Origin of the sequence: Corallococcus sp. CA054B (assembly GCF_003611625.1) — a bacterium.
GTDB classification, from domain to species: Bacteria; Myxococcota; Myxococcia; order Myxococcales; family Myxococcaceae; genus Corallococcus; species Corallococcus coralloides.
The window spans coordinates 1-12,588 of record NZ_RAVY01000250.1; the positions used below are offsets into that span (position 1 = coordinate 1).

Annotated in this window: 11 protein-coding genes and 1 pseudogene; 5 read left to right on the plus strand and 7 right to left on the minus strand. The window is 69.9% G+C overall.

Annotated elements, in window-relative coordinates; all coding sequences use genetic code 11:
- The 4 genes from D7V80_RS36765 to D7V80_RS36780 form a co-directional block, all read left to right on the plus strand.
- On the plus strand, positions 1-307 hold a 307-nt coding region (locus tag D7V80_RS36765; protein WP_120592514.1), incomplete at its 5' end, for a TonB family protein.
- A gap of 27 nt (positions 308-334) precedes the next feature.
- Positions 335-1,651: a PepSY domain-containing protein gene (locus D7V80_RS36770; RefSeq protein WP_120592515.1), complete on the plus strand. Its 1,317-nt coding sequence runs from the start codon at positions 335-337 to the stop codon at positions 1,649-1,651.
- A gap of 301 nt (positions 1,652-1,952) precedes the next feature.
- Positions 1,953-4,226 carry a TonB-dependent siderophore receptor gene (locus tag D7V80_RS36775; RefSeq protein ID WP_233585999.1) on the plus strand — a complete coding sequence of 758 codons (2,274 nt, stop codon included), beginning with the start codon at positions 1,953-1,955 and terminating at the stop codon, positions 4,224-4,226.
- A 39-nt stretch (positions 4,227-4,265) separates the two neighbouring features.
- Positions 4,266-4,946: a Fe2+-dependent dioxygenase gene (locus D7V80_RS36780; RefSeq protein WP_120592516.1), complete on the plus strand. Its 681-nt coding sequence runs from the start codon at positions 4,266-4,268 to the stop codon at positions 4,944-4,946.
- 9 nt (positions 4,947-4,955) lie between these two features.
- On the opposite strand, the pseudogene D7V80_RS36785 reads toward D7V80_RS36780, so the two are convergent.
- From D7V80_RS36785 to D7V80_RS36795, 3 genes and pseudogenes are all read right to left on the minus strand, one after another.
- A pseudogene (locus D7V80_RS36785) lies at positions 4,956-5,402 on the minus strand (IS5 family transposase); the annotation flags it as partial.
- Positions 5,291-5,704, minus strand: coding sequence for an IS5 family transposase (locus D7V80_RS44050; protein ID WP_120592518.1), 414 nt, complete (start codon positions 5,702-5,704; stop codon positions 5,291-5,293). The gene D7V80_RS44050 and the pseudogene D7V80_RS36785, both read right to left, overlap by 112 nt.
- A 126-nt stretch (positions 5,705-5,830) precedes the next feature.
- Entirely contained in the window at positions 5,831-6,292 is a 462-nt protein-coding gene (locus D7V80_RS36795) for a universal stress protein (RefSeq protein WP_120563100.1), read from the minus strand.
- A 146-nt stretch (positions 6,293-6,438) separates the two neighbouring features.
- On the opposite strand from D7V80_RS36795, the gene D7V80_RS36800 reads away from it, so the two are divergent.
- Positions 6,439-7,314 (plus strand): SDR family oxidoreductase, encoded by an 876-nt coding sequence (locus tag D7V80_RS36800; RefSeq protein WP_120592519.1) that lies wholly within the window; start codon positions 6,439-6,441, stop codon positions 7,312-7,314.
- Positions 7,315-7,337: 23 nt separating this feature from the next.
- On the opposite strand, the gene D7V80_RS36805 is transcribed toward D7V80_RS36800, so the two are convergent.
- From D7V80_RS36805 to D7V80_RS36820, 4 genes are all read right to left on the minus strand, one after another.
- Positions 7,338-8,132, minus strand: a complete 795-nt coding sequence (locus tag D7V80_RS36805) for a serine protease (RefSeq protein ID WP_120592520.1) — start codon at positions 8,130-8,132, stop codon at positions 7,338-7,340.
- Positions 8,133-8,408: 276 nt separating this feature from the next.
- Positions 8,409-9,899, minus strand: a complete 1,491-nt coding sequence (locus D7V80_RS36810) for an FAD-dependent oxidoreductase (RefSeq protein ID WP_120592521.1) — start codon at positions 9,897-9,899, stop codon at positions 8,409-8,411.
- The gene (locus tag D7V80_RS36815; protein ID WP_120592522.1) at positions 9,896-11,242 is read right to left on the minus strand and encodes a 2Fe-2S iron-sulfur cluster-binding protein; all 1,347 of its coding nucleotides are present in this window, start codon (positions 11,240-11,242) and stop codon (positions 9,896-9,898) included. Before D7V80_RS36815 ends, D7V80_RS36810 begins: the two co-directional genes overlap by 4 nt.
- Before the next feature lie 211 nt (positions 11,243-11,453).
- The coding region (locus D7V80_RS36820; protein WP_147447337.1) for a polymer-forming cytoskeletal protein at positions 11,454-12,588 on the minus strand (1,135 nt) is incomplete at its 5' end.

A 12,588-nucleotide genomic window follows, 5' to 3' on the forward strand; every position in this document is an offset into this window, starting at 1 on the left:
GGGCAAGGCGCCGCCCATCTACACGCCGCGCGAGGTGATGAAGCTGCCGGCGCTGCTGTCCGGCAAGCCGGAGTATCCGCGCCGCGCCCGCGAGGATGGCATCACCGGCGTGGTGATGGTGATGGTGGTCATTGGCACGGACGGCACGGTGGAGCCGGGCTCGCCGCGCATCCACCGCTCGGTGCCGGGCCTGGACGAGGCCGCGCTCGAGTCCGTGGCGGGCTGGCGCTTCTCGCCGGCCCTGGGACACGACGGCGCGCCGGTGCGCGTGAAGGTCGTGATCCCGGTGAAGTTCGCCCTGAGGTAGTTCCTTCGCAGCCCCGTAGAAGCCTTCATGAACCCCAAGCTCCGCTCGATTCTCTTCTGGATCCACCTGGTCTGCGGCCTGATCGTCGGGCTCGTGGTCGGGGTCATGTCGTTCACGGGCGCGGCGATCGCGTTCGAGTCGCAGATCATCGACTGGGCGGACCGTGACGCCCGCCACGCGGCGCCTCCCGCCGAGGGGACTCCCCGCCTGACGCTGGAGGAGATGCTCGCGAAGGTGAAGGAGGCGAAGCCCGCCGTGCCTCCCTCCGGCGTGACGGTGTCCCCGGAAGCGGACAGCATGGTGACGGTGGCCCTGGGCCGCGGCGCCTCCGTCTACGTCCACCCCTACACCGGTGAAGTGCGCGAGCCGGGCGCGCAGGGCTGGCGCTCGTTCTTCCACACGATGGAGGACCTGCACCGCTGGCTCGCGGCGTCTGGAGACAACCGCGCCGTGGGCAAGGCCATCACCGGCGTGGCCAACCTGGCGTTCCTCTTCCTGGGCATCACCGGCCTGTTCCTGTGGTGGCCGCGCAAGTGGAACCTGCGCGCCATGCGGCCCATCCTGTGGTTCCGCCGCGGGCTCAAGGGCAAGGCGCGCGACTTCAACTGGCACAACGTCATCGGCTTCTGGTCGCTGCCCGTGCTGGTGGTGCTGACCGCGTCCGGCGCGGTGATTTCGTACAAGTGGGCGTCGAACCTGGTCTTCACGCTCACCGGCAACGAGCCGCCCGCGGCGCAGGGGCCCATCGCCTCGGCGCCCGTGGTCGTGCCCACGCCCGCGCCGGGGACGAAGCCCCAGCCGCTGGACGCGCAGTTCGCGGCGGTGATGAAGCAGTCCAACGCCTGGGAGACCATCTCCCTGCGCCTGGCCACGCCGCAGGGCGCTGGCGGCCCCGGTGGCCGTCCCGAAGGCGCCCCGCGCGGTGAAGGTGCTCCGCGAGGCGAGGGCGGCCAGCGCGGCGAAGGCCGCGCGGAAGGTCGCGGCGGTCCCAAGGGCCCGCAGGCCAGCGCCTTCACCGTCCGTGAGCAGGAGCGCTGGCCGCTCTTCGCCACCAACACGGTGTCGCTGGATCCATTCACGGCTCAGCCGCTGAAGACGGAGACGTACGCGGACTTCAACAGCGGCCGGAAGCTGCGTACGTGGCTGCGCTTCCTGCACACCGGCGAGGCGTTGGGGTGGGTGGGCCAGCTCATCGCGGCGCTCGCGTCCTTCGGCGCCGTGTTCCTCGTCTACACCGGCTATGCGCTCTCCTGGCGCCGCTTCGTCCCGCGCCGCAAGGCGCAGCCCGTGGCAGACGCGGCCCCGGTGGCTCCGCCCGTGGAGTCGAATACAAACGCCGCCTGACGCTACAGTTCAGCAAGACCAGGCATCCCCGGGGCCCGGACCGTGAGAGCGGCTCCGGGCCTCGTCGTTTTCACTCGGCGGCGTGTGGCATTCGTCCGGCTGATGCAAGGCAGTGCTGGAACGATGGCCTGTCTTTGTGACCCGGAGTGTTGGCGGGAAGAAATTTCTTGTAACGCGAATCAGGGTCCTGCATATGAGAATCATTCTCATTTAGGTAGTGCTTCCCATCCCGAGGGGATTCGTGTCCACAGCAAAGCCCGGTCGTCCTGGTATCCGCTCTTCGAATGGCAACCCTGGAGGCGTGCGCGGCGCGCTCTGGCCCTGGGGTCCCGCCGCCGTAGGCCTTGCCTCCGCCCTGGCGGCGGGCGGCGCGGTGGCGCAGGAGACGCCGGTGACGGGCGAGACGTCGGCGCCGGTGCAGGAGTCCCGGCCGGCGGAGACCCCTGCGGTGGGCCAGGACGCCCCGTCCCCCGAGCGCACCCCGGAGTCCGCGCCCACGGGCGCGACGGCGGCGCAGCCTGGCGAGGACGACGCGTACGTCCTGCCTGAAGTGTCCGTGGAAGGGGAGACGCAGAAGTACAACGTCACCGAGCCCAGCCTGGCCCGCCTGCCGCGGCCGCTGGTGGACACGCCGCAGACCATCACGGTGGTCCCCGAGCGCGTGATGGAGGAGCAGCAGGCGACGACGCTGCGCGATGCCCTGCGCAACGTGTCCGGCATCACGGTGACGGCGGGCGAGGGTGGCCGCCAGGGCGACTCCTTCTCGCTGCGCGGCTTCTCCGCCCAGACGGACACGCTGCGCGACGGCGTGCGCGACCTGGGCTGGTTCACCCGCGACACGTTCAACCTGGAGGGCGTGGAGGTCTACTTCGGCCCGTCGTCGGTGCTGTTTGGCCGCGGCTCCACGGGCGGCGCCATCAACCTGGTGACGAAGAAGGCGCGCAAGGGCTCCTTCACGGACCTGCGCCTGTCGGGCGGCACGTCGCCCACCGGCCGCATCGAGGCGGACGTCAACCAGGAGCTCTCCGACAGCATCCAGTTCCGCGTGAGCGCCGTGGGGCAGCTGGCGGGCGTCGCGGGCCGTGACATCGTCAAGGAGAACCGGGCGGGCATCGCGCCGTCCGCGCGCTTCCAGCTGGCGGAGAAGGTCGCCCTGGAAGTGGACTACTTCTACCAGCACGAGGAAGGCGTCCCGGACTACGGCCAGCCGTACTTCAACGGCTACCCCGTGGGCGTCACGCTGGACGTGCCCCGTGAGAACTTCTACGGCGTGAAGGACAGCGACACGGAGCTCGTCAACGTCCACATCGGCTCGGCGCGCCTGCTGGCGGACCTGGGCAACACGTTCCGCCTGACGAACACGCTGCGCTACGGCGGCGTGGACCGCTTCGCCCGGCCCACCGCGCCGCGCGGCCTGACGCCCGCCACGAACCCGACCACCATCGGCCGCCAGCGCTTCGAGACGACCGCGGACAACACCTACTTCGCGGACCAGCTGGACGTGCGCGGCGTGTTCACCACGGGCTTCCTCAAGCACACCGCCAACGTCGGCCTGGACATCTCCCGCGAGCAGCGTGAGCAGGGCCGCACCAACCTCACCGTGAACGGCGGCAACATGCCGGCGGACCTGTTCGATCCGGACAACAGCCCGGACCTGTCCGAGGTGGCGCGCGTGCCGGGCGCCACCAACTACAGCCGCCAGTGGAACCTGGGCGCGTACGCGTCGGATCAGATCCAGATCGGCAAGTACGTGGAGGTCCTGGGCACGCTGCGCCTGGACAACCTGCACAGCGACTACGAGACCATCGCCGGGAACGGCACCGTGGCCGCCTTCGAGCAGGAGAACACCCTGTTCAACTGGCGCGTGGGCCTGGTGCTCCACCCGGCGGAGAACACCAGCGTCTACGGCATGTACGGCACGTCCCAGAACCCGAGCGCGGAGCTGGCGACGCTGTCCAACGAGACCGTCACGCTGGATCCGGAGAAGAACGAGACCTTCGAGATCGGCGCCAAGTCCGACCTCATCGCGGAGCGCCTGAGCGTCAACGCCGCCATCTTCCGCACCAACAAGCTGAACGCGCGCGTGCCGAACTCGGATCCGGACGGCCCGCCCACGGTGCTGGAGGGCAAGCAGCGGGTGCAGGGCTACGCGCTCGGCATCGCCGGTTCGCCGGTGCGCCGCTGGAACGTGTTCGCCAACTACACGTTCCTGGACGCGAGCATCCGCGAGCACACCAATGAGTTCCTGGTGGACCAGCGCCTGGTGAACACGCCCAAGCGCAGCTTCTCGCTGTGGACCACGTACGCCATCCTGGACAACCTGTCCGTGGGCGGCGGCGCCACCTACCAGGACGTGGCGGCGGTGAACAACCCGGCCAACGCGACGGTGCTGCTCAGCAAGGTGCCCAACTTCTGGCGCTTCGACGCGTTCGCGTCGTACTCCATCAAGAAGGTGGACCTGCAGCTCAACGTCTACAACCTGACCGACAAGCTCTACTACGACTCGTACTACGGCGGTCAGGCCGTGCCGGCGGACGGCGTTTCGGCGCTGCTCTCCGCGCACGTGCGGTTCTAGTCGCGCGCTTTTCCTGCCGGGCGTAGGAGGACGTTCATCATGATGGTGCACATCCCGCAGGTCCTCACGCCCGAGCAGGTGGCCCACTGCCGCGCCGTCTTCGACAAGGCGGCGTGGGAGGATGGCCGGACCACCGCCGGCAAGCAGTCCGCGCAGGTGAAGAAGAACCTCCAGCTGCCCGAAGGCAGCCCCGCCGCCCGGGAGCTGGGGGACCTGGTGCTGGCCGGCCTGGAGAAGAGCCCGCTGTTCATCTCCGCCGTGCTGCCCCAGCGCGTCTTCCCGCCGCTGTTCAACCGCTACGAGCAGGGGATGGACTTCGGCTCGCACGTGGACAACGCCATCCGGCCGCTGCTGGGAACGAACCAGCGCATCCGCACGGACGTGTCCGCCACGCTCTTCCTCTCCGACCCGGACAGCTACGACGGCGGTGAGCTGGTGGTGGAGGACACCTACGGCAACCACTCGGCGAAGCTGCCCGCGGGGGACCTCATCGTCTACCCGTCCACCAGCCTGCACCACGTCACGCCGGTGACGCGGGGCGTGCGGCTGGCGTCTTTCTTCTGGATCCAGAGCATGATCCGCGACGCGGGGCAGCGCTCGCTGCTCTTCGACATGGACACGTCCATCATGCAGCTCACCCGCGAGGTGCCCAAGAGCCCCGCGCTGGTGATGCTCACGGGCGTGTACCACAACCTCCTGCGCCAGTGGGCCGAGCCCTAGGGGGTGTCCCTAATTAAGCCAGAGCATCATGCAGGCCAGATGGAGGACCGCCAGGTAGTTGGTGGCGGTCTTCTCGTAGCGAGTGGCCACGGCGCGGAAGCGCTTGAGGCGGTGGAACATGCACTCCACCTGGATGCGCAGGCGGTAGAGGGCGCGGTTGTTGCGGCGCCGGTGGTGCTTGCGCGTTGGATTCATCGCGATGACGGGCCTCATGCCGCGCTTGCGGACGGCCTGCACGAGGTGGTCGGCGTCATAGCCGGCGTCGGCGATGAGCGCCTTGCCGTGCGCATACTGAAGGAGGTGCTCGGCTTCCGTGACGTCGCCGCGCTGCCCGGGCGTCAGCGTCACTTCGAGCGGCTGGCCCTGGGTGGTGCAGAGGGCGTGGACCTTGGAAGAAAAGCCTCCTCGAGAACGGCCCAGCGCATGGCATCGGCCCCCCCTTTTGCACCCGAGGCGTCCTGATGCGCCCGGATGGTGGTGGCGTCTAGCAGCGAGCCGACGTCATCCACGTGCAACTGCAGCGCCTTGAAGAGCCCCTCCCATACTCCTCTGGTCGCCCAGCGTCCGAAGCGGTTGTAGACCGTCTTCCAGGGCCCGTAACGCTCTGGCAAGTCACGCCACGGTGCGCCCGTCTTCACCCGCCAGAGCACTGCATTGACGAACTGCCGGTCACCTTTCTTGGTGCGCGGCCCTCGTCGGGCAGGGATGAGTGGCTCCAACTGCTTCCACTGCTCGTCCGTCAGCTCATGTCGGTGCACTCACCAGGGGTGCTCAGCTCTTCCTTTCCCTGCAAGCTCAGCCCTGCCCAAGGTGCTGGCGGCCGCTTGGCCTCCAGCACCTTTCTTCAGCTAATTAGGGACACCCCCTAGCGGGCACCGGCGCCTCTATTCGGGGCTGACGTGCAGGGTGAGCACCGGGCACGCGGCGCGGCCCACCACCTTCTGCGCCACGCTGCCCAGCAGCATGCGGGTGAGCCCCTTGCGCTGGTGCGTGCCCATCACGATGAGGTCGTACTTCCCGCGCTCGGCCTCCTCGAGCACCACGTTGCCCGCCTCGCCAATCACCACGCGGTGGGACAGCGCCACGGGCGCGGTGCCGTCCACCTTGCGCAGCAGGGCCTCCAGCTCCTTGCCCGCGGTGTCGCGCGCCATCGCCTCCAACGAGGTGGCGTCCCAGCCGGGCGAGGCCACCAGCAGGTCCGGCGCCACGTACTGCGGCGGCTCCCAGGCGTGCAGGATGTCCACCGTCGCGCCGAAGGGGCGGGCGAGTTGCAGCGCGTAGTCCACGACAGACCGGGAACCGTCTTTCAGGTCCACCGGCACGAGGATGCGTGAAGGGCCAGCCATGGGTGTCCTCCTCCAGCGGGAACACTGAACGGTTAATGCCCGCCCGCCGCCAGGGCAAGGGAACGTGCAGGGGGGGACGAGCAGCAGGGCGGGCACGCCGGGCCACCCGCGCATGGCCACCTTCCTGTCCGAGGTCTTCCCCCCATATGCGCCCTCCCATCGACAACGGTACCGTGCTCATCATCGGCGCAGCCGGCGGCATCGGCCGCGAGCTTGCCCGGCTGCTCTCCCCGCGGGTCAGGACCCTGGTGCTCGTCGCGCGCGGCGTGGATGACCTGGGGAGCCTGAGGGAGGAGCTGCTCGTACGCAATCCCACCCTGGGGGTGATGATCCGCGCGTGCCGGCTGGATGATCCGCGCGCCGTGGACGCCCTGTTCGAACACCTGGAGCGCAACTACGTCCGCGTGGACGTGCTCATCAACAACGCGGACTACGCCTCCAGCGGCCTGTACGCGGACGAGCGCTGGAAGCGCATCGAGGAACTGGTGCAGGCGAACGTGCTGGCTCCGGCCATGATCACGCACCGCCTGCTGGGCCCCATGCTGGAGCGCGGGCGGGGCGGCATCCTCATGGTGGGCTCGGGCGCCGCGCGCCTGTTCCTGCCGGGCGCGGTGACGTTCGCCGCCACGCAGCGCTTCCTGGACGGCTTCAGTGAGTCCCTGCGCCTGGAGCTGAAGGACGCGGGCATCCCCGTCACCTTCGTGGCCCCCGGCCCGCTGGCGCTGGAGCCGCACCTGGAGGGAGAGGTGGCGCCCTTCTTCGAGCTGTCCCTGCGCCAGTGCGCCCGCGAGGCCCTGGCGGGCTTTGAGCGGGGCGAGGCGCTGGTGTACCCCGGCCTGGGGCACCGCTGGGTGATGCGGCTGTTGCGCTTCCTGCCGCGCTCCTTCAAGCGGGGCCTGGGACGGCTGGCGCTGGGCGGCTTGAAGCGGACGTTGCTCTTGAATCCGTCCGGGCCCACCGGGACGGATGCGCCCCCCCGGCCGGTGCTGCTGGCCGGAGGGGAGCCTTCGTCCGCGACGTAGCCGTCGGGCGATTTCCCGGGCGACTACAGGCCGATTTCGGCCAGGCGCGCCTTCACGCGGGTGGCCTTCACGCCGGTGTTGGCCGTGCCGCGGCCCTGCGAGTTGCCGCCGATGCCGATGTGGTGCAGCGCCACCACCTGGTTCGTGGACGTGGAGAGGACGGGCGAGCCGGACGAGCCGCCCAGCGTGTCCGCGTCGTAGGAGATGTCCGTGGTGCTGTAGTTGCCGTTGAGCACCTTGCCCGGCGAGGACTTCTTCGTCGGCGTGCAGGACGGCGTCGTGTAGTAGTCGCAGTTCTGGTTCACGACGTACACGGTGGCGCTCGTCGCCGCGTTGGTGCTGGCGACGGTGAGGAAGCCGTACACCTGGCCGGGCAGCTGGCCGTTGACGGCCGAGCAGCGCAGCGCCGTCATGTCGTCACTGCTCCACGTCTTGATGAACGTGGCGCACGGGTACCAGACGCGCGAAGCGGACGCGACGCCGTCCTCGTAGTTGAACGACACGCGCGCGCCCACCGCTTCCGAGGCGCTGCCCACGCAGTGGTTGTTGGTGATGATCACGTCGTTGGAGACGAGCCACGCCGTGCAGCGGCTGCCCACCGCCGGGATGGAGAGGTAGCCCACCGCCAGGGACTTCGTGCGCTGCGTGCCCGTGAGGGACGTGGCGCTCACCCAGTTCAGCGTGCCCACGATGACGTTGGACTCCTGCGACGCCAGCGCCTCATTGGGCTCCGCGTCCGGCACATCCATGGGCTCCACGGAACCACACGCCGTCAGGCCCATCACCAGCATCGCACCCACGAGCTTCTTCGCGGTCATCTCAAGTCTCCCCCCGCGCGGCATTGCGCGGCGCGGGGGGCCAAGGCACGCCCCGTGCCATGGCACCCGTCAGAGGAGGACCGGCGTCACGCCCCCGTGACAGTGGTGCGTGGATGCTCCGCGCAATCCGGTTGCGTCTGTAAAGAAACGTCACGTTCCGCGGCGAATCCCCAGCCATCCCGGGAGCTTGCGTGGTTTTCCGGGAGTGCCGCTTTTGCGGACATGCGGGGGCGCCCCTGTCCCAGGCGGAGACAGGGGCGGGGAGGGCGGAATTCTTCAGCCGATGATCATGTCCTCGCGCTCGAGGGTGCCTTCCTCGAAGCGGCGGAGGTTGAAGCGGGTGAAGAGCTCGTCGGAGTCGCCGGAGGTCATCCACCGGGCCATCCGCTCCGCGACGGCGGGGGCCATCATGAAGCCGTGGCCCACGAAGCCGGACAGCTGCAGCAGGTTGTCCAGGCCGGGGGTGCGCCCGAGGATGGGGTTGTTGTCCGGGGTGACGTCGTAGAGGCCGCCCCACTGGCGCAGCACCTTCACCTGGCCCACGTGCGGCAGCTGCTCCGTGAGGGCCTGGGCGAAGCGCGCCACGAAGCGCAGGGTGCTGCCCATGTTGGGGCCGGCGGGCTCCTTCGGGTCGCCCATGCCGCCCACGATTTCACCGCGCATGGACTGGCTGAAGTACAGGCCCGTGTCGAGCACCGACACCAGCGGCGACAGGAAGGGCTTGAGCGGTTCGGTGCTGAGGATCTCGTGGCGGTGCGGCTCGTTGGGCAGCTTCACGTCCGCGAGCTTCGCGACCGCCGGGCTCCACGCGCCGGAGGCGAGCACCACGGTGTCGCAGGCGATGTCGCCCCGGTCCGTCTTCACCTTGCGCACCTGGCCGTTGCTCGTCTCGAAGCCGGTGACGTTCGTGTACGTCTCCACCTTCACGCCGCGCTTCACGCAGCCCTGCGCGTAGCCCCACAGGAAGGCCCAGGGGAAGATGACGCCGTCCTCCGGGTTGTAGGCCGCCGTCACGCAGTCCTTCATCGTGAGGCCCGGGACGATCTGCCGCGCCTCGTCCGCGGTGATGATGCGCGTGGGCACGCCGTACTTGTTGTGCAGGGCGGCGTTGCGATCCAGCCGGTACGCGGTGTCCTTGCGCTTGGCCAGGAAGAGGTAGCCGCCCTGGCGCAGCCACACGTTGACGCCCAGCTCGCGCGCGAAGCCCTTCATCAGGTCGATGGAGCGCTTGGCCAGTTCAATCAGCGCCGGGGTGCCCCACTGCATGCGCACGCCGCCGCCGTTGCGGCCGGACGCACCCGCGCACAGATAGCCGCGCTCCAGCACGACGACGTCCGTCTCCCCGCGCAGGGCCAGGTTGTACGCCAGCGACAGGCCCATGATGCCGCCGCCGATGATGACCACCTTCGCCTTCTGGGGCACCGGCCCTTCCGGGCGCAGCGCGGACGGGAAGTGCTCCAGTTCCTGGGGCACGCCGCCCACGGGCGGGACGGATTCATCCACGGGGGCGCTGGCGAGCACGCGCAGCTCCGTGGGGTACAGCGGCGGGCGGGGCGTGAAGGGGACCACGGCCTCCGGCTTGAGCGCCGGGGCCTTCTGCTTGAGCAGCGCGGCCACCGCGGCGTGGCAGCTCTTGCCCTGGCAGATGCCGGTGCCGAAGCCCGTGTAGCGCTTCACCGACTCCACGTCGTGGTAGCCGCGCTCGATGGCGTGCTCCACGTCCGTGACGGTGACGTCCTCGCAGGTGCAGACGAGCGCCTTGCTCATGACAGCCCTCCCATCAGCGCCTGCGCCGCGCGTGCGCCCATGGCCGCGGCGTCCTTCGCCGTGCCGACCTTCGCCACGTCGCCCGCGACGAACACGTCCGCCGCCTGCGTGCGCCCGTCCGCGTCCGCCTCCACCCGGAAGTGGCCCGCGTCCGCGTCGAACTCCACCTTCGCGCCGCCCTGGCGCGCCAGCTCGAAGCCCGGCGTCACCGGCACGGACACCACCACCGCGTCGCACGACACCTTCTGCTTGCGCCCGCCCTGGGGCGTGAAGCTCAAGCCCGTCACGCCGCGCAGGCCGTGGGCCTTGAGCCCGTCACCGACGACGGCCTTGGGGTGCGCGTTCTCAAGGAGCGGGCCCTTCAGGTCCACCACCGCCGCCACCTCCACGCCGCGCTGGGTGAACAGGTGCGCCAGCGCGTGCAGCTCCGCGCCGTGGCCCACCAGCGCCGCCACCTGGGGCGCCACGTCGTGCTTGCGCAACAGCAGGCTCGCCGCGCGGCCGGCGATGACGCCGGGCAGGTCGTTGTTCTCGAAGGGGAGGGTGGGGGGATGGCCGCCCACCGTGAGCAGGAAGCGCTTGGCGTAGACCTTGAGCAGCCGCAGGTTCGCCGCCTCCCGCGCCGCCACCGCCAGGTAGCGGCCGTGCTCGTCGTCATACAGGCCGATGACGGTGGCGTTCCTCACCACGCTGCCCTGCGGGAACGCGGTGGCCTCCGGCACGAAGGGCGCGTTCTCCTCCGGGGCGCCGTGGGCCAGCCGTCCGCCCAGGTTCGCGTCGCGCTCGAAGAGCATGAAAGGGACGCCCTGTCCGGAGAGCACCCGCGCCGCCTCCAGGCCCGCCGCGCCGCCGCCCACCACCGCGACGGAGGTGTGGAACGTGCGAGGGGGCAGGGGCTCCGGGCCCGCTTCCTTGGGCAACAGGCCCAGGCCGGCCAGCTGCCGGGCCACGCGCGCCATCACGTCCTCCGCCACCGGCACGCCCGCGAACATCTCGTGGTGGTCCAGGCGCTTGGGGAAGAACCAGTCGATGGTCTCGAAGATGTCCACCTTCGCGGACGGGTACGCGTTCTGCCGCTCCAGCCGCATGCCCTCCTTCGCGGGGGTGCGGCAGGTGTAGACGTTGGGCAGCCCGTCCACGCGCATGAGGCAGTGCGAGCAGGCCGCGGCGAAGCAGTACGGCCCGCGCGGGCGGTGGTACTTCACGGAGCGGGAGAGGACGTTCTCGCCCGCGGCGATGAGGGAGCACGCCACCGGCTCGCCTTCGATGGCGGGGATGCTCTCGCCCTCGAGGTCCACGGTGATGGCCCTGCCGCGCGGGGTTGCGTCTGGGAGGCGTCGCATGGGTGCCGCGCAAAATGGCGCACCCGACGGAGCCGGTCAAAGCCTGTCAGCGGCCGCCCGCCCTCCGTCAACATCTGGTCACGACAGCGCAGGTGATGGCGCGCGAGCGCGGCACTTGTTGGAGAAGGAAGAAGCCCCACTCCCGGTGCGCTTGGGAGCGGGGCTTCATGATGCGGTGTGGCAATCCGGAGGGGCCGTCAGGCCGGGTGCGTCAAACCGGGTGCTCGCTCCGGGGGAAGATGGGCTCCGGCATGCCCCGTCCGCGGTAGCCGAACCGGGTGCGGATGACCGCGCCGAAGGCCAGCGGGATGAGGACGAGGTTGAGCAGCACGCCCAGCACCGGGATGTGGCTCACCAGGAGGATGAGGCCCAGGCCCAGGGCGAGCACCACCGCCTGCGTCTTGCGTCCGCGCAGCACCGGCAGGCGCGTGCCCACCTCGCTGGCGATGGCCGCGTAGCTCAGCGCCGTGCCCAGCATGGAGGCAACCAGGAGGGCGAACGCCACCGGGATGCCGATGATGGTGATGAACAGGACGATGGTCAGCGGGATGAGGGCCAGCGTGCCCACGATGCCCACCCAGAAGTTGCGGGCGGGGTTGGCGCGGATCTCATCCCCCAGCTCCTTCATGCGCGCCGGGAAGAACATCTGCCCCAGGAAGCCCAGGCCGAAGAGGAGCGCGAACTGGAGGATGAAGGACGCCAGGCCTCCGCCTCGGTCGTGGTCGTCATCATCGTCGGAGGGGTCCACCGACGCGTCGTGGTGCTGCCCCTCCTGCATGCCGCGCTTGATCTCACCGGCCACCATGCGGCCCAGGCCCGCGCCGCCGAAGGACTCCAGGCTGCCCTCCACGATGGCGCCGTCCGCCTTCTTCACCTGGCCGCCAAAGGCGGACACGTCGCCCTCCACCCGCGCGTTGGGCCCCAGCATGACGTTGCCGCCGAAGGCGTGCACGTCTCCCTCCACGAGGCCCTGGATCTCCATGTTGCCGCCGAAGGCGACCGCGTCGTCCTCCACGGTGCCCTTCACGATGAGGTTGCCGCCGTAGACGACGGCGCTCTCCACGGACTCGCCCTCCTTCACCTCCAGGTTCTGTCCGCGCGCCACCACGTCCCGGGCGCCGCGCTTGCCCTTCTTGTGCTTGAAGCTGTCGCGGAAGTTGCGGATCTCCTCGCGGACGCGCTGCTTGGCCGCTTCCGCCTCTTCCTTCATGGCCAGCCTGGCTTCGTCGCGGGCGCGCTTCGCCTCTTCACGGGCCTGCTCGCGCTCGCGCTCCGCCTCTTCGCGGGCCAGGGCACGCTCCTCGGGCGTCGCGTTCGCGTCCATGGCGGGCGGAGCGGGAGGCGCC

Excerpts from the sequence above, each read along its gene's own strand:
- D7V80_RS36770 (WP_120592515.1), top strand. The coding sequence starts at position 335 with ATGAACCCCAAGCTCCGCTCGATTCTCTTCTGGATCCACCTGGTCTGC.
- D7V80_RS36780 (WP_120592516.1), top strand. The coding sequence starts at position 4,266 with ATGATGGTGCACATCCCGCAGGTCCTCACGCCCGAGCAGGTGGCCCAC.
- D7V80_RS36795 (WP_120563100.1), bottom strand. The coding sequence starts at position 6,292 with ATGGCTGGCCCTTCACGCATCCTCGTGCCGGTGGACCTGAAAGACGGT.
- D7V80_RS36800 (WP_120592519.1), top strand. The coding sequence starts at position 6,439 with ATGCGCCCTCCCATCGACAACGGTACCGTGCTCATCATCGGCGCAGCC.
- D7V80_RS36805 (WP_120592520.1), bottom strand. The coding sequence starts at position 8,132 with ATGACCGCGAAGAAGCTCGTGGGTGCGATGCTGGTGATGGGCCTGACG.
- D7V80_RS36810 (WP_120592521.1), bottom strand. The coding sequence starts at position 9,899 with ATGAGCAAGGCGCTCGTCTGCACCTGCGAGGACGTCACCGTCACGGAC.
- D7V80_RS36815 (WP_120592522.1), bottom strand. The coding sequence starts at position 11,242 with ATGCGACGCCTCCCAGACGCAACCCCGCGCGGCAGGGCCATCACCGTG.